Below are 24,158 nucleotides of genomic sequence, written 5' to 3' on the forward strand. Positions count from 1 at the left end.
CAGTCTCATGGGGTTCAGCCTAGCTTTTCGGCAGGGGATTTCAGTCCGGGGAAGTCCGACTCGGAGTACTCCGTGCCGAGGCCCGCCGGGACCGTCCCCCCGCCGTGGCGCAGCTCCTCGCTGTGCCGCAGTTCCACGCGCCGGATCTTGCCCGAGATGGTTTTGGGCAGCTCGGCAAACTCCAGCCTGCGGATCCGCTTGAACGGTGCCAGATGGTCGCGGCAGTACCGCAGGATGTCCTCGGCCAGCTCCGGGCCGGCCTCGTGCCCGGCCGCCAGGACCACATACGCCTTGGGCACGGAGAGCTTGAGGGCGTCGGGCGAGGGGACGACGGCGGCCTCGGCCACCGCAGGGTGCTCGATCAGCACGCTTTCCAGCTCGAACGGGGACAGCCGGTAGTCGGAGGATTTGAAGACATCGTCGCCGCGGCCCACGTACGTGATGATGCCGCGCTCGTCCCGGCTCGCCATGTCGCCCGTGTGGTAGTAACCGTCGCGGAACGCCTCCGCCGTCTTCTCCGGATCGCCGTAGTACGCCTTCATCAGCCCGACGGGCCGCGGGTCGAGGCGCAGGCAGAGTTCGCCGTCGTCGCCCTCCGCGCCGGTCGCCGGGTCCACGAGGACGACGTCGTAACCGGGAAGCGGTTTGCCCATGGCGCCGATCTTGATCGGCTGGCCGGGGGTATTGGCGATCTGGACGGTGGATTCGGTCTGCCCGAAGCCGTCGCGGATGGTCTGGCCCCAGGCACGCTGGACCTGGTCGATGACCTCGGCGTTGAGCGGCTCGCCGGCGGACACCACCTTGGTCGGCGGGTTCTTGAGCAGGGTCAGATCGGCCTGGATCAGCATCCGCCAGACCGTGGGAGGGGCGCAGAAGCTGGTGACGGATTCGCGGTCCATCTGCTCCATCAGCGCTTTGGCGTCAAACCGCTCGTAGTTGTAGATAAAGACGCAGGCTTCGGCGATCCACGGTGTGAATACGTTGGACCAGGCGTGCTTGGCCCAGCCGGGCGAGGCCACGTTCAGGTGCACGTCGCCGGGCTCCATCCCGATCCAGAACATGGTGGACAGGTGGCCCACGGGGTAGGAGGTGTGCGTGTGCTCCACCAGCTTGGCCTTGGAGGTGGTGCCCGAGGTGAAGTAGAGCAGCAGGGTCTCGTCTGCCAGGGTCGGGGCGTCAGGTGTGAAGTCCTCGTCTGCGCCGGCGGACTCTGAGTATTGCAAGGCGGCTTGCAGAGCGGCTTGCAGGGCGGCTTTGTCCGTCTCGGGGTTGCCCGCGCCGACTTCGATCAGCGTGTAGTCGCCCGGGACCTCGGCAAACTTGCCGATATTGGCGCTTCCGACGGCGGCCCAGTTCGCACCGCCCCGCTCCACCCGGTCCTTCAAATCGGCCGGCCCCATCAGGGTGGTGGTCGGGATCATCACGATGCCCAGCTTGATCCCGGCGAGCATCAGTTCCCAGAGTTCCACCTGGTTGCCCAGCATGATGATCATCCGGTCGCCGCGCCGCACCCCCTGGCCGCGCAGCCAGTTGGCCACCTGGCCGGAGCGCCGGGACAGGTCCGCGAAGCTGCGCCGGGTGGCGGAGCCGTCCTGCTCGACGATGACGAGGGCCGGGTTGTCCGCTTTGGCCGGGTCCGCCGCGATCTGGTCGAACCAGTCCAGGGCGAAGTTGAAGTGCTCAAAGCGCGGCCACTGGAATTCGCTGCGCGCCGCGTCATAGTCCGTTCGGAGCTCAAGCATGCGGTCGCGTGCTGCGCGGAAATCCTCAGTGACTGTCATGGTGCACCTTTCGAAGTCTGGTGGCGCAGCCGGTTCAAGCCCGGCGCCGTTGCCCTGGAATCACCCGTTGCCTCAGTGATCCCCATCACTGTGCAATATACTAGGACATCCAAGGGTTTGGAAGAGCAGGCCGGGTTCATGACCGGATCACTACGAAGGGATGCTTGCCCGTGCAGCCACAAGGACGTGCCAGCGGACAGAAAATCACCGAGGACGAATCAGCGCGGGGGGCCGTAGCCGTGCCGCCCTTCCCGGACGCTGATCTGATGTACATCGTCGACCTGCTGCCTCCGGCGGAACAGGCCCGCTATCTGGAGATCCGCGATTTTCTCCAGTCCCGGATCCGGGCTGCCTCGATCGACTACTGGAACCGCGAGGAATTCCCCTTCGGGCTGCTCGCCGAACTGGGCAAATACGGCCTCGGCGGCCTCCAGACCGACGGCACCTCCAAGCTGTTTAAGGGCCTCATGTACGTAGAGGTGGCCCGCGCCGACGTGTCCCTCTCGGCCCTCGTGGGGATCCACAACGAGCTGATTGTCGGCATGATCGACCAGCTCGGCTCCGAGGCGCAGAAGGCCCGCTGGTTGCCGGGGCTCACCGCCCTCACGCAGATCGGCGCCTTTGCCCTGACCGAGCCGGACCACGGCTCGGACATCGCCGGCGGGCTGGCCACGACCGCCCGGCTCGAGGGCGGGGAGTGGGTGATCAGCGGGGCCAAGCGCTGGATCGGTGCCGGCACGATTGCGGACTTCGCCCTGGTCTGGGCGCGGGACGTCGCGGACCATCAGATCAAGGGCTTCATCGTGGAGACGGACCGCCCCGGCTACGCCGCCACGAAGATCGCGAACAAGATCGGGCTGCGGATCATGCAGAACGCGGACATCGTGCTCGACGAGGTCCGTATCCCGGAGTCCAACCTCCTGCCCGGGGCCACGGACTTCTCCAAGGCCAACGAGCTGCTCCGCGATTCCCGCGCCTGGGTGGGCTGGCAGGCGGCCGGCATCCAGCTGGCCGCGTTCGACGTCGCGCGTTCCTACTCGCTGGAGCGGAAGCAGTTCGGCAAGGAACTGGCACGCTTCCAGCTGATCCAACAGCAGCTGGCCGAGATCCTGGGCAACGCGTCCGCCTCCCTGTCGCTGATGGCGCAGCTGGCCAGGATCCAGGAAGACGGCAAGCTCGAAATGGTCCAGGCCGCGATGGCCAAGTCCACCACCACCCGGCTGGCCCGGGCATCGGTGGCGATGGGGCGCTCGCTGCTGGGCGGCAACGGGATCAGCAGCGACTACGAGATGGGCAAGCTCTTTGGCGACGCCGAGATCCTGTACACGTACGAGGGCAGCTACGAGATCAACTCGCTGATTGTGGCCCGGGCCGTGACGGGCAAGTCCGCGTTTGTGTAGGAAGGGCCGGGGTCAACGGGCCCGCGGGACTGATCAGGGCAGGAACCGGTAACCGATCCCTGCCTCGGTGATCAGGTGCCGCGGGGCGGCTGCCTCCGGTTCCAGCTTGCGCCGAAGCTGGGCCATATAGACGCGGAGATAGTTGGTCTCCTTGGCGTAGGCCGGACCCCACACCTCGGACAGGAGCTGCTGCTGGGTGACGAGTTTCTCCGGACTGCGGACCAGCACCTCCAGCATCTTCCACTCGGTCGGAGTCAGCCGGATGTCCTGGCCGTCGCGGAGGACCCGGCGTTTGCCGAGGTCCACGGTGAACGCTTCGGTGGTGACCACCGCCGGCTGCCCCGCCTCGGCGCTGCGGCGAAGCAGGGCACGCAGGCGCGCCAGGAGCTCCTCCAGCCCGAAAGGCTTGGTGATGTAGTCGTCGGCGCCGGCGTCGAGCGCTTCGACCTTGTCCTCGGACCCGTGCCGGGCGGACAGGACCAGGACCGGCACTGCGCTCCAGCCGCGGAGCTTCCGGAGCACCGCCGATCCGTCCATGTCAGGAAGTCCGAGGTCCAGGATCACGAGGGCCGGCGGCTGCTGCTGGGCAGCGAGCAGTGCCGAACGGCCGTCGGCGGCCGTCACGACCTCGTAGCCATGGGCCTGCAGCGTGATCCGCAGGGCGCGGAGCAAGTAGGTGTCGTCGTCGACCACCAGTACGGAGGTCATACCGGGTCCGTCCCGGAGGCGAGGAGCGGCGGCTTATGGAGCCGGCCAATGACCGCAGATTGTGGGACCAGGGGTGCCTGGTCCGGTTCGGCGCGGAACGGAACGCCGGAGGACAGCGGAAGGCTGATCACCATGGTCAGGCCGCCGCCCGGCGTCGCTTCGGCGCTCAGCCTGCCGCCCATCGCCTCGGTGAAACCCTTCGCCACAGCGAGGCCGAGCCCCACTCCTGTGGCCTGCGTGGCATCGTCGAGGCGCTGGAAGGGGCGGAACATGTCCACGACCCGTTCCGCCGGGATGCCCGTTCCGTGGTCGATGATGCGGAGCTCGCCGGCCGGGCGGCCACTCGCGGTGGCCGGGCCCAGTCCGCCGGCGGAACCGGCCAGGACAATGTCGGACCCGGGGGCGTACTTGACCGCGTTCTCCACGATATTGGCAATGACACGCTCCAGCATGCCGTGGTCGGCATCGACCTCGGGCATGTTGGCGGGGAGCTCGACACGCACCCGGCCCGGAGCGATCCCGTGCAGCCCGCCGGGAATGACCTCGTACCACCGCACCGGCCGCAGCAACGGTTTGATCGAGTCCGACGTGAGCCGGGACATGTCCAGCAGGTTCCCCACCAGTACTTCCAGCCGGTCCGAACAGTCCTCGATAGTCGCCAGCAGTTCCCCTTCCTCCTCCCGCGTGTAGCGGACACCCTCCTGCCGAAGGCCACCCACTGCGAGCTTGATGCCGGCCAGCGGAGTGCGGAGATCGTGCGAGACTGCGCGGAGGATCGACGTTCGCATGGTGTTGCCTTCAGCGAGCTTCAGGACTTCAGATCGGCTGGCCAGCAGTTGCCGCCGTTCCAGCTGGGCCGCCAGATGGACACCAAAGGCGCCCAGGAGCCGCCTGTCACTGGCCGGCAGCACCCTGCCGGACAGGACAAGGCATGTGGTGGCGTCAATCCGCTCCACGTTCTCTCCGTGGATTCCTCCGATGCCGGGGCTATCGCCGGCGCCGGGACTGACGCCGGATACTTCGCCGGCGCTGGCGACAACCCGCCAACCCCCGCCCTGGCCGGACGTGGCAGTGGCAGTGGCAGCGGCCCCGGCGCGGAAGGCGTCGTCGTCCGGACGGGTCAGAAGGGCCGCGCCCCTGACCTGGAAGACGTCCAGGGCCTGCTGCAGCAGTCCCACAATGGTGTCCTCCGAACCGGCCGCCCCGCGCGAGAGGTCCGCGAGAGTGGCGGCCTCCGCCCTCGCAAGGGCCGCTTCCTTGGAACGCCGCGCGGAGAGATCCACCACAGTGGCGACTGCGGCGGAAACCCCGACAAACACCAGGAGGGCGAGCACGTTCTCGGAATCGCTGATGGTCAGGTTGCCCAACGGCGGGGTGGAGAAGTAGTTCACCAGCAGGCTGCTCCAGAGCGCCGCGACGATAGCGGGCCACAGGCCGCCGACCAGCGCCACGGCGACGGAGCCGCTGAGCTGGACCAGGACGGTGGCGGCCAGGTTCTTGTCGGGGTTTACTGCCAGCAGGAGCTGCAGGACGGCGGGCAGGAGGATGGCCATCACAAAGCCTGTCGTGACCCGGGCCCGGCCCAGATCCTGCCGCCGGCGCACAACGGGGCCTCGGCCCTCAGGCGGCCCGGACACGATGTGAACGTCGATGGCGCCCGCGTCGCGGACCACCCGGGCTCCCGTGCTGCCGCCACGAAGGCCGGCCAGCAGCCTGGTCAGGCGCCCGCTGCGGGGGATTCCAACGACGATCTGGGTGGCGTTGACGCTGCGGGCAAAGTCCAGCAGCGCCGCGGCCGGGTCTTCCCCGGCCACGAGGTGGTAGCTGCCGCCAAGGTCCTGGACCAGGCGGCGTTGTGACTCCAGCTCCTGCGGCGATTCTGCGGCCGCAGATTCCGCTGCGCGCACGTGCACCGCGAGCAGGTCACCGCCGTTGACCCGGTTGAGGATGCGGGCACCGCGGCGGATCAGGGTTTCGCCCTCCGGCCCGCCGGGCAGCCCGACCACGATCCGCTCCCGGGCCGCCCAGCTGGCGTCGATTCCGTTTCCCGTCCGGTACGCGGCGAGCCCCTCGTCCACCCGGTCCGCCAGCCACAGCAGGGCCAGCTCCCGCAGGGCCGCCAGGTTGCCCGGACGGTAGTAGTCTGCGAGCGCAGAGTCGACCCTGTCGGCTGCGACGATCTTGCCGTCAGCGAGGCGCTGCCGCAGGAGTTCGGGGGAGATGTCCACCAGCTGGATCTGTCCCGCCTGCCGGGCGACCTCATCGGGCACGCTCTCCGCGGGCCGGACGTCGGTGATGGCGCTGACGACGTCGCTGAGGGACGCGAGATGCTGGATGTCCAAGGTGGTCAGGACGTTAATGCCGGCGTCGAGCAGTTCATCGACATCCTGCCAACGGTGGGCATTCGGGCTGCCCTTGGGATTGGCATGGGCATAGTCGTCGACGATGGCCGTGGCGGGCCCGCGGCGGATGACCGCTGCCAGGTCCAGCTCTTCGAGGTGGAGCCCTTGATACGGGACCCGCTTGGCCGGGATCTGCTCAAGCCCTGCCAGCAAGGCGCGGGTGTCGCGGCGCCCCCGGTCCCGGGCAAACGCGATGACGACGTCCTCGCCGCTTTCGCGCAGCCGGTGCCCCTCCCTGAGCATCGCGTACGTCTTGCCCACGCCGGGTGCTGACCCCAGGAAGATGCGCAGCGTTCCACGTGCCATGGAGCCATTCTTCCATTCCTGGCGGTATCGGGCGGGGCGGCCCCGCGTCAAGGATTCGTCAAGATCCCCGTCCCGGCACGGACTTCGCGCGTGGCCGCTGCTAGTTTCGCAAATGAGGGCTATCCGGCGCACCGCCATCCGGGACCGCGCCGTGACGGAAGGAAAACATGACCACGCTGAGCAGGCCGCCGGCAGACCCGTCGGCGCCGCGGCCGCGAACCAAATCCACCGTGAAGAACTGGCTGCTGGTCGGGCTTCAGGACAGCAAGGGCAGCCACCAGGGCCCGGGCGGTGTGCCCACGGCCCACGAGAAAAAGCACACCTGGTGGCAGGTGATGTGCCTGACCGGCGTCGACTATTTCTCCACCCTGGGCTACCAGCCGGCGATCGCCGCGCTCGCCGCCGGCGTGATTTCGCCGCTCGCGACCCTCGTGCTCGTCGCGATCACGTTGCTGGGCGCCTTGCCCGTCTACCGCCGCGTGGCGGGCGAGAGCCACCGGGGCGAGGGCTCCATCGCGATGCTCGAACGGCTCATGCCGCGATGGGGCGGCAAGCTGTTCGTCCTGGTCCTGCTCGGTTTCGCCGCGACGGACTTCATGATCACCATGACGCTGTCGGCGGCCGACGCCACCGCCCACCTGATCCAGAACCCGATCGCCCCCAGCTGGCTGCAGGGACAAAACGTGCTGATCACGCTGTTCCTGCTGGCGATGCTGGGTGCGGTCTTCCTGCGCGGCTTCAAGGAGGCCATCGGCGTCGCGGTCCTGATCGTTGCCGTGTACCTGAGCCTGAACGTCGTTGTGCTGGCAGTTTCGGTCGTTGAGGTGTTCACGCACCCCGTTGCCGTGGACAACTGGTGGCAGGCAATCTCCACGTCCCACGGCAACCCCCTGCTGGCGGTCGGGTTTGCCTTGCTCGTGTTCCCCAAACTGGCACTGGGTCTTTCCGGGTTCGAGACGGGCGTTGCCGTTATGCCGCAGATCCGGGGCCACGCACGCGATACCGAGGACAACCCCGCCGGCCGCATCGCGGGAACCCGCAAGCTGCTGACGACGGCGGCGCTCATCATGAGCAGCTTCCTGATCGTCAGCAGTTTCACCACCGTGGTGCTCATCCCGGAGCAGGAATTCCAGCCCGGCGGGCAGGCGAACGGGCGCGCGCTGGCGTTCCTGGCCCACGACTACCTGGGAGTAGGGTTCGGCACCGTCTATGACATCAGCACCATCGCGATCCTCTGGTTCGCCGGGGCTTCCGCGCTGGCCGGGCTGCTGAACCTGGTGCCCCGCTACCTGCCCCGCTACGGGATGGCCCCCGAGTGGGCCCGGGCGGTCCGGCCGCTGGTGCTGGTGTTCACCCTCGTCGCATTCCTGGTCACCTGGCTGTTCGACGCCGACGTCGACGCGCAGGGCGGCGCCTACGCCACCGGCGTCCTGGTCCTGATGACCTCGGCCGCGGTGGCCGTGACGCTGTCGGCCCGCCGTAAGCGGCAGCGCAAACGCACGGTCGGGTTCGGCGTCGTTGCCGTCGTCTTCATCTACACCACCGTCGCGAACATCATCGAACGGCCGGAGGGTATCCGGATCGCTTCCGTGTTCATCCTGGGGATCATTGTCATTTCGCTGCTGTCCCGGGTCGGGCGTTCCTTTGAACTGCACGCCACCCGGGTCCATCTGGACTCTGAGGCGCTGGAATTCATGTCCGACGAACTGGACGGGCCCATCCGGATCATCGCCCATGAACCGCTCCGACTGAGCGCGGAGGCCTACCGGCAGAAACTGGAGTCCGCCATGGAGGTCAGCCATTTGCCGGTGGACTACCGGGCCCTGTTCCTCGAGGTGGTCGTGGACGACTCCTCCGACTTCGAGACCGAACTCTTCGTCCGCGGCGTCACCCGGCACGGCTACCGGATCCTGGAAGTCCACGGACCCGTGGTGCCGAACACGATCGCCTCTGTCCTGCTTCACATCCGCGATGTGACGGGCCTGATGCCGCATGTCTACTTCCGCTGGACCGAGGGCAACCCGGTCACCAACCTGCTTCGCTTCCTGGCGTTTGGCGAAGGGGAAATCGCGCCGGTGACCCGTGAAGTGCTGCGGGAAGCGGAACCGGACGTGACCCGGCGCCCGTGGGTCCACGTCGGCTGACCGCCAGACGCGTCCACGACAAACGCCCCTCCCGAGGATTCCTCGAGCGGGGCGTTTGTGGTGTTGGGGAAAGCATGGCGGCCGGCTGGCCGGTGCTGCTATCCGGAGTGCTTAGAGCGGGCGGATGTTCTCAGCCTGCGGGCCCTTCGGGCCCTGGGTGACGTCGAACTCGACCTTCTGGTTCTCGTCCAGGGAGCGGTAGCCGCTGCTGGCGATTGCCGAGTAGTGGGCGAAAACGTCGGCTGACCCGTCATCCGGGGCAATGAAGCCAAAACCCTTTTCGGCGTTGAACCATTTAACTGTGCCTGTAGCCATGCCATATCCTTCTGAAATGCTGCTGATCTCCGGCGGCCCGGAGGCCAACGGCTGCGGAGACATTCGTCCGCTGTTGCCCAACCTACGGGTCCGGGGGCCTGGGTGCAAGAGGCCAACGGGCGCATTTCGTCCGGTCCCGGGGCTATAGTCGGGGCACCATGGCAACAATATCGGTGGTTATCCCGACCCGGAACGACGCCGACATGCTCGCCGCGTGCCTCGCGGCACTGGCCGGCCAGACCCGTCCGGCCGACGAAATCGTCGTTGTGGACAATGCCAGCACGGACAATACCGCGGCGGTCTGCGCAGCGGCCGGCGCCCGGCGGATCGCCGTCGAACTCCCCGGAATTGCAGCCTGCACGGCTCACGGCTTCGATGAAGCGCGCGGCGAACTGATCGCCAGGCTGGACACGGACTCGATTCCGCCGGCCGACTGGCTCGAGCGGGTCGCGGCCATCCTTGACAAGGCCGGCCCGCTGTCGGCCGTGTCCGGCCCCGGCGACTTCTACGGCGGCAACAGGTTCGCCCGGTGGGCGGGACGGAGCGTCTACATTGCCGGGTATTTCTGGGCCATCGGCTGGCTGCTGGGGCATCCTCCGCTGTTTGGCTCGAATTTCGCCATGCGGTCGGACGTCTGGGACCGGATCCGGGGCTCCGTCCATCGGGGCCTTCCGCCGGTCCACGATGACCTGGACATTTCCTACCAGATCCCGCCCGAGGTGACGGTCATCGCTGACCCGTCGCTGAGGGTGCAGGTCTCCGCGCGGCCGCTGGCGAGCAGGCATTCAGTGGGGCGCAGGCTGTCGATGGCGTGGACCACGTTCCGTGTCGAGTTCAAGCAGGAAAGCCCCTTCCGGCGGCGCCGGCGCCGCCGGCAGTGGGAACGCGGCCACCCCCGTTAAGCGGATCCGTAGAGTGCGATCAGGTCGCGGCTCATTTGGTGCGGCGAGGTCTCGCTCGGACTATGCCCGCCCCGGTAGACCGCGATGCGCGCTCCGATGGACTGGGCGAAGCGGCGGTGCAGCGCGAGCGGCCAAAGGTCATGTTCACCGACGGCGACGAACTTCGGCAGCGACGCGGCGGCCAACTCGTCCCTGAGGTCCGGCGCGTGCTGCATCAGTCCGATGATGTCGCGCACGGAACTCCGGCGGGTGAACCGGAACCGGTAATTCACGAACCGTATCCGGTTGGGCGGGACGCGGACGACATTGACGCGGATGCCCAGTATCATCAGCGCGGCGCCGATCCGTGGCCTGATCCAGCCGCTGATGCGTCCGACCCGCTGGACCCCGCGGAAACTCTGGCCCGGTTCGGGCGGGCAGCTGAGCAGGGTGAGGCTGCGGAATTTTTCCGGCCGCCGGGAGAAGGCCAGCTGGGCGAAGATCGCGGCGAAGGAATACCCCACGACGTGCGCGGGCCCGTCCTCGGCGTCGAGCATGGCGATCAGGTCATTGGTGAACAGCTCGTAGTCGTAGTGGCCCCTGGGAGGCGCGAGGTTCTCGGGGCCAGCCGCTGCCGATTCGTACTGGCCGGCAATGTCACACGTCAGGACGTAATATCCGGCGGCGGCCAGCTCGGGGAGCATCAGCACAAAGTCTTCCTTGGATCCGGTGGCCCCCGGGATTAAGAGCACCCGGGGATTTCCCGGAGTGCCCATGGACAGGGTGGCAAGTGTTCCGCTGGGGGCTTCGAACGTGCCCCGCACGGCGCCGTCGGGCAGGGCGGTCCAGTCGACGTCGCCCAGGGCAGCATCGCGTCTGGCCGCTTCATCGACCAGCGCGGATCCGAACCCCTCAGGTTCTGGATTGTTCTGTTCGTTGCTGTCGGCAGACACCATGGACTAAACATAGCCCCGAGAGGCTGCCGCCGGGCCGGCCCGGACGCCGCTCAGGCCACTTTGTGCACGAAGGCGTGAAGCCGGCGGTACACTTCCTGCGATTCCGGGTAGCGGAAGTCCTGCTGCCAGGTGTGTTCGGTGTTGGAGCTGTCCCAGCCGTAGATCAGGCTGTCCACGTGGACGCCATGTTCACGAAGCCGAGCAATGAAGTTCATGTTGGCGGCGAAGAAGAAGTCCCGCTCCGAGGTAGTCACAAAGACCGGCGGGAAGCGGGAATCCAGCCATTCGATCGGCGAGAGGAATCCCGCGCCCCTGCGGAGGGCCTCCAGGTGCCCGGTGTCGGAGCCCGAGCGGCCAACCCCGCCAAAGGCGCGGCGCAGGCCGTCGACAAGGCTGCCGGTGCGGCCCCCCGTGCGGCCGCCGGGATGGAGGCCGGGCAACAGCATACGGATGAAGTTCAAGCTCAGCACGAAGCCTTTTTCGAAGAAGACGGAGAAGTCCACCACGCTGCAGTGCTGGACCAGGCCCTTGAAATCGGACGCGGGCACTGCCGGTGTCAGGCCGTGGTGCCGCGCCAGTTCCGGCTGGAAACTGGCCGCGGTCAGGAGCGCCGCGATCTGCCCGCCCGCGGAGTCGCCGCCGAGCACGATCCGCGATGCGTCGCCGCCGTAGCCGGCGATGTTCTGCCGGACCCACGCCAGTGCGGCATTGGCGTCCGCCAGGACGTGGGACATCTGGAACCGCGGCGCCTTCCGGTAGTTCACGTTGACCACCACCATGCCGCCCTCGGCCTGGCTCGCGCAGTACTTGGTCAGCGACGCTTTGTCGCCGGACGTCCAGCCGCCGCCATGGAAGTACACGTAAACGGCCAACGTTCCCGGGGAACTGCCGGAACCGGCATCGTCAGTCCCGGCGCCGCCGGCAGGGGAGGGGGTGACGGGGGAGGGGTTGACGACGGAGGGCGTAATGACGTCGAGGCGGTGGGCCCGGATGCCGTCGCCCACGAAATCGATGTCATGGAAGTATTCGACGCCGGTAATCGGGTCGACGTTGAAGCGGGAGTTCTCGCTGGCCTTCACCGAATGCATCAGCACCCGCCAGGTCCACACCGGCACCCGTTGCAGGAGGTTCCTCGCCCTGCGGGCCAGGCCGAACGTGCCGGAGGGTTTTTGCGCTGACCGGTGTGGCGGGCGCTGAAGCGACCGCCCGTGGTGCGTTGGCCAGTGGACCGGTGTGGTCATGGGCCAATTCTATCTGGCACGGCTGTGCTACACCTGTGCTGCCGGCCCGACCGTGACCACGGCCCGGACTACAGCGGGACAGCTGTCCGCTTCGGCCGGATCACCGCTCCTCATCGATAGTTCCGGCGGCCCCGTCAACAGTGACCGTCTGGCCGGTGTGCAGCCGCGTGGTGGCGTCCGGGACGCCCACGACCGCCGGGATGCCGTACTCGCGGGCCACCACGGCGCCATGGGAAATGATCCCGCCCATCTCCATGACAAGTGCACCGGCCGTCATGAACAGCGGCGTCCAGCCCGGGTCCGTGGACGGGGCCACCAGGATGTCGCCGGGTTCCAGGTGGGCGCCCACCGGGTCCAGGATCACCCGGACCCGGCCCGTGGCGGTGCCGGCCGAAGCCGGCGTCCCGGCCAGGGCACCGGATGGGGGAGACTTCGCCATTAACGCGGCCTCGACGTCGGTGCCGTCGGAGAGCAGCAGCCGGGGGATACGCCGGCGTCGCAGTTCGGTGTCGTACAGCCGGCGGCGGGCCGTGACGATGCCGTGCAGGTCCGCGCCGCGCAGGCCGACGCGGATCTCGTCGAAGTCGAGGAAGAAGACGTCGTCCGCGGCCGCGACGGTGCCGGCCGATGCCATGTCGGCGCCGATCCGCAGAAGCTGCCGGTGCATCTCGCCGAGTATCAACACGATGTAGAACTTGGGCAGTTCGCGCAATCCGGCCAGCTGCCGCACGCGGCGCAGGCTCAGCGCCAGTGCCCGTGCGCGCCACGGACTCCGGTCCCGGGCCCGCTCCACGAGGCTGCGGATCCGGTCCTCCGCATGCTCGGCGGCCCGGGCGAACTGCCGGTCCGGGGCCTGTTCCGGATCCTCGACACGGAGGTAGTTGGAAATCATGCCGAGGATATGGTCGGGCTTCGCGGACCACCGCGGCATGCCGAGGTCTATCTCCGCCACAGCGCGGTGGCCGTAGCGGGCGAGAAAGCCGCGCACTCCTGACTGCGCCTGGGGCGGCAGCCGGCCGGCAAGATAGGCGGCTGACAACTCCTCGGGCCGTTTCGCCAGGAACTCCCCGCGCGACACCGGGTCGTCGCCGATGGACACGGCGAGCTGCCAGAGTTCCAGGTCCATTTCGGTGGTGATGTTATGGGGGAGCCCGCGAAGCACGGCTTCCAGCTCCCGGGGCTGCGCGATGCCGCGCAGCAGCCGGCGGGCAACGGCCAGCATGATGTAGCCAACGGACGGGCCCGGCAGCGTGGCCTGAATCAGCCCGTTGATCGTCCGGCCGAATATCTGCTCGATGAAGTCGAGCCGCTCGGCCGAGCTGGCGGGTTCGGCCAGGACCAGCTTGGATTCGAGCTGCTTCCCGTAATTCATCGCCCGGCGCAGCTCGGCGGCGGGCCGGAATGCGGGCCGGACCATGGCCGGAATGAGGCCCGCGATGAGAGCCAGGCTGGCTGTCTGCTCGGTGCTGCCTTTGCGTTCCGGCGGTTGCGGGCGGTCGCGCCTCAGGACGGCCTTGCGGACGGATTCCCGGAACGAGCGCTCGATGATGCCGAACCTTGGATCCTCGAGCAGTGCCGGAAGCACGGCCCCGGACCTCCCGTCCGCAAGCGGGAGTACCCGCAGCAGATAGGCCCGGCCCGACTTGCTGCGGGCCACCGACGTGAGGTCCACGTACATCCGCAGCCCGGGGTTGACGTACCGCCAGGGTCCCTTGCTGTTGCGCATCTTCTCGAGGACGGCCAGCCCCAACGGCGTGATGGGCCGGGTCAGCCCCTGGAACAGGGTGCCGCAGAGGTAGACCCGGGTGGGGGCCGCGGCCCCGGCTGCGGCGTCTTCGGGTGCGGGTTCGGGCAGCGGATACAGCGTGGTGATCGGGCGTGACTGGGTGAGCCAGATCTTGCCGCCAGCTTCAATGGCCCACTCGATGTCCTGCGGCGCCCCAAAGAGGCGCTGGACGCCGTCCCCCAACGCGGTGAGTTCCTGGAGTTGCGGGCCGCTCAGGCTCGGACTCCGTCCGGATTCCGGCCCTCCCGGGGTGCTCCGTGTGACCTGGGCGGACGCCGTCTCCAGCACGAACTGGTCAGGGTTGACCGCCCCCGAGACCACGGCCTGGCCTGAGCCGGGGCTCGCGTTGATCACCGTTTCCGTCCGGGTCCCGGTGACGGGATTTGCGGTGAACAGGACCCCCGCCGTGGCGGCGTCGACCATGACCTGGACGACGACGGCGAGCCCGACATCGCGGTTGCTGATCCCGTTGGCGGCGCGGTAGGCCACGGCCCGCTCGCTCCACAGCGACGCCCAGCAGCGCCGGACCGCCTCGACCACCGCATCCGCGCCGGTGATATCGAGGAAGGAGTCCTGTTGGCCCGCGAAACTGGCGAAAGGAAGGTCCTCTGCCGTGGCCGAGGACCGGACCGCCACCGGAACGCTGCCGCCCATTGCCTCGTAGGTTTTCCTGACCGCGGCGTCCACCTCGGCTGGGATCGGCGATTCCTCGATGAGCCGCCTGGCCCGCGCGGCGGCCGGGCTGCGTTCACCCGGGCTGACTTCACCCGGGGCCAGCGTTGCCGGGCCCGACGCCGTCGCCGCTCCGGGACCGACAGCGTCGAGTTCGGCGGCGAGGGCGCCGAGCCCGGGCGGTGCCGCCAGGTCGTAGGCGACGGTTGTCAGGCAGAACCCGCCCGGCACCGGCAACCCGGCCGCCACGAGCTTCCCGAGGTTCAGGGCTTTGCCGCCCACCAGCCGCAGCGGCGCAGCGCCGGCCCCACGGAGGTCCAGCACAAGGGGCTCTGCGGCATTGTGTTCAGAGTCCATGGTTTGCGCCTACGGGTTATCCGCGGTGGCACCGTCGTCCTCCCACATCACGTCCAAGTTCCGGAACACCGGCGGCCCATCGCAGAGGGCCGCCATCCTGGCGGCGAAGTCGGAGGTCTCCGGCCGGCCGGAGTTCTCCATGGCCGAATCGTAGGAGTCGAATTCGACGATGGTGAGATACGTTCCGGGGCGGTCACGGTCCGCGGTGGCCAGGATTCGGCGGAAGGTGGGAGCGGTGCTTCCTTCGGTCCTGGACGGCCGGCCCAGGGCTTCAATTTCCTCAATGCGGGCGGTCTGGAATTCGATGATCTGCACGAACCTGGCCATGACGGCTCCTCATCGGCGGCGGATGCTGATGCGCTTCACGCTAGACCCTCGGGCCTCGGGAGAACAAGAGCCGGCCCAAGGGCCCCTGCGCGCGGCGGCAGGCGGGACCCTGCCGGGGCCCGCGCACCAGTCCCGCGCCGCCGCCGTCGGGCGTGGTCAGGGGGTCAGCAGGACCTTGATGGCGCGGCGTTCGTCCATGGCGCGGTAGGCCTCCGGCGCTTCCTCCAGCGGCATAACGACGTCGAAGACGCGGCCCGGGTTGATGGTGCCGTCGAGGACGTCCGCCAGCAGTTCCGGGATGTAGGTCCGGGCCGGGGCCATGCCGCCGCCGATGGAGATGTTCGTGTCGAAGAGGTAGCGCAGCGGGACCTCGCTGCCGCCGGTGGGGACGCCAACGAAGCCCAGCGCCCCGCCCGGGCGGGTGCTGTGCAGCGCCTGCTCCATTGCTTCCTTGGTGCCGACACACTCAAGGACGGAATCGGCCAGCACCCCGCCGAGGAGTTCGCGGACCTTGGCGACGCCCTCGTCCCCGCGCTCTTCCACGATGTCGGTGGCACCGAATTCGCGGGCGATCGCCTGCCGGTCCGCGTGGCGGGACATCGCGATGATCCTTTCCGCCCCGAGCCGCTTGGCGGCCAGCACCCCGCAGAGTCCGACGGCGCCGTCGCCCACCACCACGACGGTCCGGCCCGGTCCGGCCTTTGCGGCGAGGGCCGCGTGGTGGCCGGTCGCCATCACATCGGACAGCGTGAGCAGGCTCTTGCGGAGGGCGTCATCCGGCTCCGTGATGCCGGGAACCTTGACGAGGGTGGAATCGGCCAGCGGGACGCGGACCGCCTGGCCCTGGCCGCCGTCGATCGCGTGCCCGGTGTCGTCCTTGCCGCCCCAGCCGGCGAGGTGCTCGCAGGCCACGGTGACGCCGTTGAGGCACTGCGGGCAGGCCCCGCAGCTGACCACGAACGGCGCGATCACGAGATCGCCGACTTCCAGGCCGGTGATCCCGGAGCCGATGCTCTCCACGGTGCCGATGAACTCGTGGCCGATCGCAGTGGGCCGGCGGGTGGGTTTCACGCCCCGGTAAGGCCACAGGTCCGAGCCGCAGACGCACGACGCGGTGACTTTCACGACGGCGTCGGTGGGCAGCTGGACGGTGGGGTAGTCGCGGTCTTCGACCCGGATGTCACCGGGGGCGTGGATGATCGTGGCGCGCATGGAGGCTCCTCAGATTGCGGGCAGGGGATTCACTCGAGTCTAGGTGATCTCCGCGAGCCGGAGCCGGACGATTTCCGCCAGGACCTCGTCAGGGATGGGGTGGTCCGCTGAGAAGCGGATGGTTCCTTTGGACACGGAGAAACCATCAAGCCGGGACGCGACGGCCGCCACGACCGCGGACGAGAACGGGAAGACGGAGAGATGCTTGGCGCTCGCCGTCACGCCAATGAGCGGCTTTCCGTGGACTTTCAGCGCGGGCATGCCATAGCTGACACCGTCGACGGCGTCGGGGGCCGAAGCCCGCGCGATGTCGATGACCCGCTGCAGGGCATCGCGGGCAGGTCCAGGCAGGGCGGCCAGGGCGTCGTCGACGGATCCCATGCCCGGAGTCTACTCCCGGGCCGCCGGACTCCGGAGCCACGGCCATTGCCGGCACGGCGCAGTAGGCTCTGGTCTATGGGGAGGCGCAAGACGCGGCTCGGACCGGGGGCAGTGCGCGGTGCGCGGCGGAGGCTGGTAGGGGCCGTCGGTGTGTGCCTGGCCGTCGTGGTGGCAGCCGCGCTCGCCGGTTGCGACGCGGACACTGAGGAGCCGCGGGGGCGGGAGGCGCCTCCTCCGCCGGTCCAGACCTCGCCCCCGGCCCCACCGCCCCCGGCCCCAACCCGGCCGGCGCTGACTCCGGAGGCGCAGGCCGAGCTTGACCGGCAGCTGGTCAGGGCGGCCAAGGCGAACGATGTTGCCTCGGCGACCAGGCTGATCCGGGCCGGCGCCAACGTCAACGCCAAGGATGCCATCCAGGACTCGGCCTTCCTCTACGCGGGAGCCGAGGGACTCAACGAGATCCTGCAGCTGACCCTCGCGAACGGGGCCGACGTCGCCAGCACCAACCGCTTCGGCGGCACGGCCCTGATTCCCGCGAGTGAACACGGGCATGTGGACACCGTGCGGATCCTTCTAGCCGCCGGCGTTCCCGTCAACCACGTCAACAATCTGGGCTGGACAGCCCTTCAGGAAGTCATCCTGCTCAATGATGGGGGTCCTCGGCAGCAGGAGGTTGTGCGCCAGCTCCTCGAAGCCGGCGCGGACCCCGCCATCCGCGATCCCAAGGGCCGGACAGCCCTGGAAAACGCGGAACGGCTGGGCTTCGGCGCCATCGCGAAGCTGATCCGGGAGCGCGACCAGCCGCGGTGACGGTGCGGAACCTCCCCACCTTTGCGCCCCGGGGCCGCGCTGCAGGCCGGAACACGCCGGTGGAGCACGCCAAAGGTGGGGAGGAACCGCGGCTCTTTGCCCCTAGACGGCTTCGAGCACGCTGACGTAGTTCGCGATGCCGACGCCGCCCATGTTCTGCACCGCGGCACGCCGGGCCGCGGGCAGCTGCATGTCGCCGGCGGTGCCGGTGAGCTGCATGGCGGCGATGACGTGCTGGGAGACACCTGTGGCGCCGACGGGGTGGCCCTTGGCCTTGAGTCCGCCGGAGACGTTGATGGGCAGCTTGCCGTCCTTGAAGACCCAGCCTTCCTGCACGGCGCGGGAACCCTGACCCGGTTCGGTCAGCCCCAACGCCTCATACATCAGCAGCTCGGCGATGGTGAAGCAGTCGTGGACCTCGGCGAAGTCCAACTCCCCGAGGCCGACGCCGGCCATCCCCAGCGCGCGCTGCCAGGAAGCCCGGGTCGCGGCGAACGCGGTGGGGTCCCGGCGGTCGGTCGGGAAGAAGTCGTTCGCCTGGCCGAAGCCGGCAAGCCGCACGGGTGCCGTGGCGCCGCCGGTGGGGGCGACGCTGAGCACGACGGCGGCCGCGCCGTCGGACACGGGCGAGCAGTCCGTGCGGCGCAGCGGGTCGGCGACCATCGGGTTCTTGTCCGAGACGGTGCGGCAGAACTCCTCGCCGAGGTCCTTGCGGAGCTGGGCGTAGGGGTTGTCGACGCCGTTGCGGTGGTTCTTCGCCGCGATGGTGCCCAGGACGTCCGAAACCGGTCCGTAGCGCTTCTCGTAGTGCTTCGCCACCTCGGCAAAGAGCCCCGTGAACCCGGTGCTGGAGGCCTTGCCGGCCATGTCGTAGTCGGCGCCGAGCAAGGCCGCGCCCACGACGTCGGCGCCCGCGTGCGTCATCTTTTCGGCGCCGACCACGAGGACGGTCTTCGCGGTGCCGGCCAGCAGCGACTTTGTGCCCTGCTGGAACGCGGCCGAGCCGGAGGCGCAGGCGTTCTCGACCCGCGTGGACGGGACGTTGGCCAGTTGCTCGGAGACCTGCAGGGCCAGCGAGGACGGGAACGCCAGCGGCATCATGCCGGAGTTGAACTGGCCGAGGTAGATTTCGTCGATCTGGCCCGGCTCGATCCCGGCGTTGCCGATCGCCTCCGTGGCGACCTGGACGATCAGGGATTCGAGGGTCTCGTCCGTGAGTTTGCCGAACCGGCTGTGACCCCAGCCGGTCAGCAGGACATCTTTGCCGAACTGCTCCTTGAGGCTCATGCCGTGGCGCCTTCAAAGGTGGCGCTTTCGTCGAGGGAGGGGGCGACGTCGAACTCCGCCTCCGTCTTTTCACGAATCTCCGCCACTGTGACGCCCGGGGCGAGGCGGGTAAGCGTGAGCCGCCGGACGCCGTCGACCCTATCCAAGTCGAACACCGCCAGGTCGCTGATGATCCGGTCGACGCAGCTCAGGCCGGTGAGCGGCAGGGTGCACTCCTTGACGATCTTGGCGGTGCCGTCCTTGGCGTTGTGTTCGGTGAGGACCACAACGCGCGGGGTGCCGGCGACGAGGTCCATGGCGCCGCCCATGCCCTTGACCATCTTTCCGGGGATGGTCCAGTTGGCGAGGTCGCCGGCGCCGGAGACCTGCATGGCGCCGAGGATGGCGACCTTGACGTGTCCGCCGCGGATCATGCCGAAGGACGTGGCGGAGTCGAAGATGCTCCCTCCGGGCAGGACCGTGACGGTCTGCTTGCCCGCGTTGATCAGGTCCGCATCCTCCTCGCCCTCGTAGGGGAACGGGCCCATGCCGAGCAGGCCGTTCTCGCTCTGCAGGACGACGCGGACGCCGTCGCGCAGGTTGTTGGCGACCAGCGTGGGGATGCCGATGCCGAGGTTGACGTAGTCGCCGTCGTTGAGTTCTTCGGCCGCGATGGCGGCCATTTCATTCCGGGTCCAAGCCATGGTGATTCTCCTGAAGAAAGTAGGGGCGGCGCTTAGGCCGGAACGGATGCGGCTTCGGTGCGGGGGCGGACGGTCCGCTGTTCGATGTCCTTGACCCGGCCGCTGGCCTGGACCAGCCGCTGGACGAAGACGCCGGGGGTGACGATGTGGTTCGGGTCCAGCTGGCCGGGTTCCACGATCACCTCGGCCTCCGCGACGGTGACAGCGCCGGCCGTGGCGACCACCGGGTTGAAGTTCTGGGCGGTGTAGCGGTAGATCAGGTTGCCGTCGGTGTCGGCGGTGTGGGCGTGTACCAGTGCGACGTCGGCCTTGATGGCGCGTTCCTGGACGTATGTTTCGCCGTCGAACTCCGCGAGCGGCTTGCCTTCGGCGACGAGGGTGCCGACGCCGGTCTTGGTGTAGAAGGCCGGGATGCCGGCGCCGCCGGCGCGGAGGCGCTCGGCGAGGGTGCCCTGCGGGGTGAACTCGACTTCCAGATTGCCGGCGAGGTACTGCTCGGCGAAGAGCTTGTTTTCGCCCACGTAGGACGCGATGACTTTGCTGACCTGGCCGGCTTCAATCAGCACGCCGAGGCCTTTGCCGTCCACGCCCATGTTGTTGGACACGACCGTGAGGTTCTTGACGCCCGAATCGCGCACGGCCTCGATCAGGTCGGCGGGGATGCCGCTCAGGCCAAAGCCTCCGACGGCGAGTGTCATGCCGTCCCGCAGTACGTCCTGCAGCGCGGCGGCCGCCCCGGATTTCACCTTTGACATTGCTTCTCCTCATTGAGCTCTTGGTGCAATCCACGTTGTGGACCGTAGTTCTGCTGTTGGAGCCTACGGTGCCGAAAAGGGGGCTGTCAACGGGTGGTTTTGGCCTTCAGGGTGCCGTTTTTACAGTGTGGACGGTAGGCTTGAGACTGTCCACAATATGGATAATTTGGGCGGTCAAACGCAACTTCGCGAGGAAAAAGATGAATTCTCTACCGGTCCAGGGCGCTCAGGTCGTCAGCCGTGTCGCGTCCCTGCTGCGCATTGTCGGACGGAAACCGGAAGGCTCCCCGCTCGGGGAACTCGTCCGGGAATCCGGGCTAACGCGCCCCACCGTGCACCGGCTGCTGTCTTCGCTGGCCGCCGAGGGGCTGCTGGACCAGGACCCGCAGAGCGGCAACTGGGTGCTGGGGCCGGAGATCCTGCTGATGGGCTCCGTGGCCTCCGCGCGTTTCCCGCTGGAGGACATCGCCCGGCCCAGCCTCCGCCGGCTCGCCGAGGAGACCGGCGAAAGCGCGTTCTTCTCCATCCGGCGCGGGGCCGAAACTGTGTGCCTGCTGCGGGAGGAGGGGAGCTTCCCGGTGCGGTCCTTCGTGCTGCACGAAGGCGTCCGCTTCCCGCTCGGGGTGGCATCCGCCGGCACCGCCATCATGGCGTTCCTGCCCGAGAACGAGCAGGAGGAGCTGCTGGCCGGCTGGGCAGAGCACGCCGGCGATTTCGCGGCGGCGCACACCGAGGACCTGGTCCGGGCGAACCTTGAAGCGACGCGGCAGGCCGGCTATTCGGTGAATCCCGGGCTGGTGCTCGAAGGCAGTTGGGGGATGGGAGCCGCAGTCTTCGACCAGCGCGGCCGCCCCGCCTGGGCGCTGTCCCTGACCGGGATTGAGCCGCGCTTCAAGGGCGAACGGCAGGAGCTGCTGGGCCGCCTGCTGATGGATGAGGCGCACCGGATCTCGACGCTGCTGCAGGGCCGCTAAACCGGGCCAGGGGGCTACCGGCTGCTGTCCGGGGGCACATCGACACGGACACGCCGGGCGATGGCCGCTAAACGGTCCAGCGGGGGCTCAAAATGCCCCCGGAGCGCGGGGTGCCGGCTACTTCCACCAGGTATCAAAGATGGTGACCGGGACCGTGCGCTTGTGCCGGGTGCGGAGATATTTCTGCTCGATGGACGCGGCCACGGCGTCCGGGACCTCGCGGCCCTCGAGGTAGTCGTCGATCTGGTCGTACGTCAGGCCCAGCTCGTCCTCATCCGTGCGGCCCGGCTGGCCGTCCAGGAGGTCTGCCGTCGGGACCTTCTCCCAGACCCGGGCCGGGGCGCCAAGTTCGGCGAGCAGGGCCCTGTTCTGGCGCTTGTTGAGTCCGAAGATCGGCAGGATGTCCGCGCCGCCGTCGCCGAACTTGGTGAAGAAGCCGGTGACCGACTCCGCCCCATGGTCCGTTCCGATGACCAGGTAGTTGTGCTCGCCGGCGAGGGCGTACTGCGCGATCATGCGGGTGCGGGCCTTGGTGTTGCCCTTATGGAAGTCGGAGATCCCGTTGCCCACGGTCTTCTCGAATTCGTCCTCGAACCCGTCCACGGCCGCGGAGATGTTGAACGTCCACTCGGTCTTGGCCTGGATAAAGTCCAGGGCCGCCTGGGCGTCGTCCTCGTCGTGCTGCACACCGTAGGGCAAGCGGACGGCAACGAAGTTGGCGTCCACACCCTCGGCCGCGAGCTCCTCGACAGCCAACTGGGCAAGCCGGCCCGCGAGCGAGGAATCCAGACCGCCGGAGATGCCCAGGACGAAGCCCTTGGTATGCGTGGCCTTGAGGTACTCCTTGAGGAACGTGACGCGTTTGCGCACCTCCCCGGCGGGGTCGATCCGGGGCTGGACGCCCATTTCTTCAATGATCCTGGCCTGGAGTTCGCGCATGTGATCCAGCCTAGTCAGCAGTGTCAACCATGCTCAACTAAGTCCGTCAGCGTGGCGCTGCGCCGCTCCAACGCCCTGCGCCAACCTCCGCAGTCAGGAGGCCTGCCGCGCCGGGCCTGTTGAGGCGCCAGGGTTTCGGACCGGCGCTACGCGGATCCCCGGCGCGCCGGTCCGGAACCGCCGTGCCTACCCGAAACGTGCGCAAATAACCCCTCCCGCGCCACCGCGGGCAGGCGTAGCGTATGGCCATGGAGACGACCGGATGTGCGGTGGTGGGTGGTGGACCTGCGGGGATGATGCTTGGCTTGCTTCTGGCACGGGCCGGGGTGCGGGTAACGGTTTTGGAGAAGCACGCGGACTTCTTGCGCGACTTCCGCGGCGACACCGTGCATCCGTCCACCATCCGGCTCATTGACGAACTAGGACTCGGCGACGAATTCCGCCGGCTCCCGCAGAGCCGCCTGAAGAATGTCGTATTCCCGGTCCCCGGCGGGCCGCCCGTGACCATGGGCGACTTTGATGCCTTGCCGCCGCCGTACAACTACATCGCCATGATGCCGCAATGGGATTTCCTGAGCTTCCTCGCCGGAGCCGCCGCCCAGGAACCGGGATTCAAGCTGCTCATGAGCCACACGGCCACCGGGCTGGTCCGCAACGGGGGCAGGGTCCGCGGAGTCCGCTTCCGGACCCCCGACGGCGCACATGACGAACTCCTGGCGGACCTCGTTGTTGCCACAGACGGCCGCCATTCTGCGCTGCGCACCGCGGCCGGGCTGGCGCCACAGGAGTTCCCGGTGCCCTTCGACACCTGGTGGTTCCGGCTGCCCCGCTATCCCTCCGAAACGGGTGAGGTGGCGGGGCTCGTCCCGGCGTTCGGCCCCGGCGAGGCACTGCTGGCCCTGTTCCGCAACGACTACTACCAAATGGGCTACCTCGCGGCCAAGGGCGCCGACGCCCGGATCCGCGCGGAAGGCGTCGAGGGCTTCCGGCGGCGGGTTGCGGCGCTCCGCCCGGACCTTGCGGACCGTGTTGACGCCATCGCGTCCCTCGACGACCTCCACTGGCTGGATGTGCGCCTGAACCGGCTGCATTCATGGCACATCAACGGGCTGCTGTGCATCGGGGATGCGGCGCATGCGATGTCCCCGGCCGGCGGCGTCGGAATCAACCTCGCCATCCAGGACGCTGCTGCCGCCGCTGAGTTCCTGGCCCCCCCACTGCTCCGGGGGCGGGTGACAACGGCAGACCTGGAGAAAGTGGAACGACGGCGGCGGCTGCCCACCGTCATTGTGCAGTCCGCCCAACGGGTCATGCAACACGCGATCTTCGGCCCGATCCTGTCCGGGAAACGGACAAAGTTTCCGGCTGCGGCACTCTTCGTCGCCCGGCACGTTCCGGCGTTCCGGACCATCATCCCCCGCTTCATCGCCTTCGGGCCGCGGCCCGAACACGCGCCCGCCTTCGCCCGGCGCACCCCGCAGCGTTCGTAGCGGGCCGCTCAGTGCGGCCCGCCGTCCCCGCCCACTGCTCCGCAGCCGCCCTTTAGCGCTTCCAAAAGGGCGGGCGTGGAGCAACGGATGCTTCAGCCGTGGGCCGCCAGGTAGCCGATCAGCCCCTTGACGGTGGCAACGTCCGGGTAGTCCCGCTCCGGGATGTCGACGCCGGTGGCCGTGTCGATCGTTTCGACGAGCCGGAGGAAGTCCAGCGAGTCGAGCTCCAGATCCTGCCGCAGCCGGGAGTCCTCATCCACCTCGGCCAGGTCCACGTCCGGCGCCACCTTGCCGATCGCGGCCTGAACCGCCGCCCGGGCTTCGTCTTCCTTCATGGTTCCTCCCGTTTTT

21 protein-coding genes are annotated in these 24,158 nt (G+C 68.4%); 6 read left to right on the forward strand and 15 right to left on the reverse strand.

Translation table 11 applies throughout. The features are described 5' to 3' along the window. Positions 1 to 14: 14 nt before the first annotated feature. Positions 15 to 1,781 (reverse strand): AMP-binding protein, encoded by a 1,767-nt coding sequence (locus LDO13_RS01780; RefSeq protein ID WP_224048379.1) that lies wholly within the window; start codon positions 1,779 to 1,781, stop codon positions 15 to 17. A 266-nt stretch (positions 1,782 to 2,047) separates the two neighbouring features. Between LDO13_RS01780 and LDO13_RS01785 the strand changes: the two genes are divergently transcribed. Further along, positions 2,048 to 3,181: an acyl-CoA dehydrogenase family protein gene (locus tag LDO13_RS01785; RefSeq protein ID WP_224049859.1), complete on the forward strand. Its 1,134-nt coding sequence runs from the start codon at positions 2,048 to 2,050 to the stop codon at positions 3,179 to 3,181. A 33-nt stretch (positions 3,182 to 3,214) separates the two neighbouring features. On the opposite strand, the gene LDO13_RS01790 is transcribed toward LDO13_RS01785, so the two are convergent. After that, positions 3,215 to 3,889: a response regulator gene (locus LDO13_RS01790; protein WP_224048380.1), complete on the reverse strand. Its 675-nt coding sequence runs from the start codon at positions 3,887 to 3,889 to the stop codon at positions 3,215 to 3,217. Beyond that, complete coding sequence (locus LDO13_RS01795; protein WP_224048381.1) at positions 3,886 to 6,597, reverse strand: DUF4118 domain-containing protein; 2,712 nt, start codon at positions 6,595 to 6,597, stop codon at positions 3,886 to 3,888. Before LDO13_RS01795 ends, LDO13_RS01790 begins: the two co-directional genes overlap by 4 nt. A gap of 167 nt (positions 6,598 to 6,764) precedes the next feature. On the opposite strand from LDO13_RS01795, the gene LDO13_RS01800 reads away from it, so the two are divergent. Next, on the forward strand, positions 6,765 to 8,741 hold the full coding sequence (locus tag LDO13_RS01800; RefSeq protein WP_224048382.1) for an amino acid transporter: 1,977 nt from the start codon (positions 6,765 to 6,767) through the stop codon (positions 8,739 to 8,741). A 111-nt stretch (positions 8,742 to 8,852) separates the two neighbouring features. Here LDO13_RS01800 and LDO13_RS01805 read toward each other — a convergent pair whose 3' ends face one another. Beyond that, positions 8,853 to 9,056 (reverse strand): cold-shock protein, encoded by a 204-nt coding sequence (locus LDO13_RS01805; protein WP_013599688.1) that lies wholly within the window; start codon positions 9,054 to 9,056, stop codon positions 8,853 to 8,855. A gap of 158 nt (positions 9,057 to 9,214) precedes the next feature. Between LDO13_RS01805 and LDO13_RS01810 the strand changes: the two genes are divergently transcribed. After that, on the forward strand, positions 9,215 to 9,958 hold the full coding sequence (locus tag LDO13_RS01810; RefSeq protein ID WP_224048383.1) for a glycosyltransferase family A protein: 744 nt from the start codon (positions 9,215 to 9,217) through the stop codon (positions 9,956 to 9,958). Here the strand turns inward: LDO13_RS01810 and LDO13_RS01815 are convergent. The 6 genes from LDO13_RS01815 to LDO13_RS01840 all read right to left on the reverse strand — a co-directional run bounded on the left by LDO13_RS01815 (position 9,955) and on the right by LDO13_RS01840 (position 16,869). Continuing rightward, the gene (locus LDO13_RS01815) at positions 9,955 to 10,893 is read right to left on the reverse strand and encodes an alpha/beta hydrolase (RefSeq protein WP_224048384.1); all 939 of its coding nucleotides are present in this window, start codon (positions 10,891 to 10,893) and stop codon (positions 9,955 to 9,957) included. The genes LDO13_RS01810 and LDO13_RS01815 overlap by 4 nt on opposite strands. A gap of 50 nt (positions 10,894 to 10,943) precedes the next feature. Next, positions 10,944 to 12,134, reverse strand: a complete 1,191-nt coding sequence (locus LDO13_RS01820) for an alpha/beta hydrolase (RefSeq protein WP_224048385.1) — start codon at positions 12,132 to 12,134, stop codon at positions 10,944 to 10,946. 100 nt (positions 12,135 to 12,234) lie between these two features. Further along, complete coding sequence (locus LDO13_RS01825) at positions 12,235 to 14,949, reverse strand: PEP/pyruvate-binding domain-containing protein (RefSeq protein ID WP_224048386.1); 2,715 nt, start codon at positions 14,947 to 14,949, stop codon at positions 12,235 to 12,237. A 9-nt stretch (positions 14,950 to 14,958) separates the two neighbouring features. Continuing rightward, the gene (locus LDO13_RS01830) at positions 14,959 to 15,276 is read right to left on the reverse strand and encodes a hypothetical protein (protein WP_224048387.1); all 318 of its coding nucleotides are present in this window, start codon (positions 15,274 to 15,276) and stop codon (positions 14,959 to 14,961) included. Positions 15,277 to 15,432: 156 nt separating this feature from the next. Continuing rightward, positions 15,433 to 16,488: a zinc-dependent alcohol dehydrogenase family protein gene (locus LDO13_RS01835; protein ID WP_224048388.1), complete on the reverse strand. Its 1,056-nt coding sequence runs from the start codon at positions 16,486 to 16,488 to the stop codon at positions 15,433 to 15,435. Positions 16,489 to 16,527: 39 nt separating this feature from the next. Then, positions 16,528 to 16,869, reverse strand: a complete 342-nt coding sequence (locus LDO13_RS01840; protein WP_224048389.1) for a DUF1801 domain-containing protein — start codon at positions 16,867 to 16,869, stop codon at positions 16,528 to 16,530. 75 nt (positions 16,870 to 16,944) lie between these two features. Between LDO13_RS01840 and LDO13_RS01845 the strand changes: the two genes are divergently transcribed. Next, entirely contained in the window at positions 16,945 to 17,679 is a 735-nt protein-coding gene (locus LDO13_RS01845; RefSeq protein WP_224048390.1) for an ankyrin repeat domain-containing protein, read from the forward strand. 102 nt (positions 17,680 to 17,781) lie between these two features. Here the strand turns inward: LDO13_RS01845 and LDO13_RS01850 are convergent, their stop codons facing one another. The 3 genes from LDO13_RS01850 to LDO13_RS01860 are packed head-to-tail and all read right to left on the reverse strand — an operon-like array spanning position 17,782 to position 20,404. After that, the gene (locus tag LDO13_RS01850; protein WP_224048391.1) at positions 17,782 to 18,966 is read right to left on the reverse strand and encodes an acetyl-CoA acetyltransferase; all 1,185 of its coding nucleotides are present in this window, start codon (positions 18,964 to 18,966) and stop codon (positions 17,782 to 17,784) included. Further along, positions 18,963 to 19,649: a CoA transferase subunit B gene (locus LDO13_RS01855; RefSeq protein WP_224048392.1), complete on the reverse strand. Its 687-nt coding sequence runs from the start codon at positions 19,647 to 19,649 to the stop codon at positions 18,963 to 18,965. The genes LDO13_RS01850 and LDO13_RS01855 overlap by 4 nt, the downstream gene beginning before the upstream one ends. A gap of 32 nt (positions 19,650 to 19,681) precedes the next feature. Continuing rightward, the gene (locus LDO13_RS01860; protein WP_224048393.1) at positions 19,682 to 20,404 is read right to left on the reverse strand and encodes a CoA transferase subunit A; all 723 of its coding nucleotides are present in this window, start codon (positions 20,402 to 20,404) and stop codon (positions 19,682 to 19,684) included. A 200-nt stretch (positions 20,405 to 20,604) separates the two neighbouring features. On the opposite strand from LDO13_RS01860, the gene LDO13_RS01865 reads away from it, so the two are divergent. Further along, a complete protein-coding gene (locus LDO13_RS01865) occupies positions 20,605 to 21,378 on the forward strand; it encodes an IclR family transcriptional regulator (protein WP_224048394.1) in 774 nt (257 codons plus the stop codon). A gap of 117 nt (positions 21,379 to 21,495) precedes the next feature. Here LDO13_RS01865 and nadE read toward each other — a convergent pair whose 3' ends face one another. Continuing rightward, positions 21,496 to 22,317, reverse strand: coding sequence for an ammonia-dependent NAD(+) synthetase (gene nadE / locus LDO13_RS01870; RefSeq protein ID WP_224048395.1), 822 nt, complete (start codon positions 22,315 to 22,317; stop codon positions 21,496 to 21,498). A 248-nt stretch (positions 22,318 to 22,565) separates the two neighbouring features. Between nadE and LDO13_RS01875 the strand changes: the two genes are divergently transcribed. Continuing rightward, a complete protein-coding gene (locus tag LDO13_RS01875; protein ID WP_224048396.1) occupies positions 22,566 to 23,807 on the forward strand; it encodes an FAD-dependent oxidoreductase in 1,242 nt (413 codons plus the stop codon). Between the two features lie 92 nt (positions 23,808 to 23,899). On the opposite strand, the gene LDO13_RS01880 is transcribed toward LDO13_RS01875, so the two are convergent. Continuing rightward, positions 23,900 to 24,142: an acyl carrier protein gene (locus LDO13_RS01880; RefSeq protein ID WP_224048397.1), complete on the reverse strand. Its 243-nt coding sequence runs from the start codon at positions 24,140 to 24,142 to the stop codon at positions 23,900 to 23,902. Between the last annotated feature and the right edge of the window lie 16 nt (positions 24,143 to 24,158).

The sequence above is a fragment of the Arthrobacter sp. NicSoilB4 genome, assembly GCF_019977335.1.
In the GTDB taxonomy this organism is placed as follows: Bacteria; Actinomycetota; Actinomycetes; order Actinomycetales; family Micrococcaceae; genus Arthrobacter.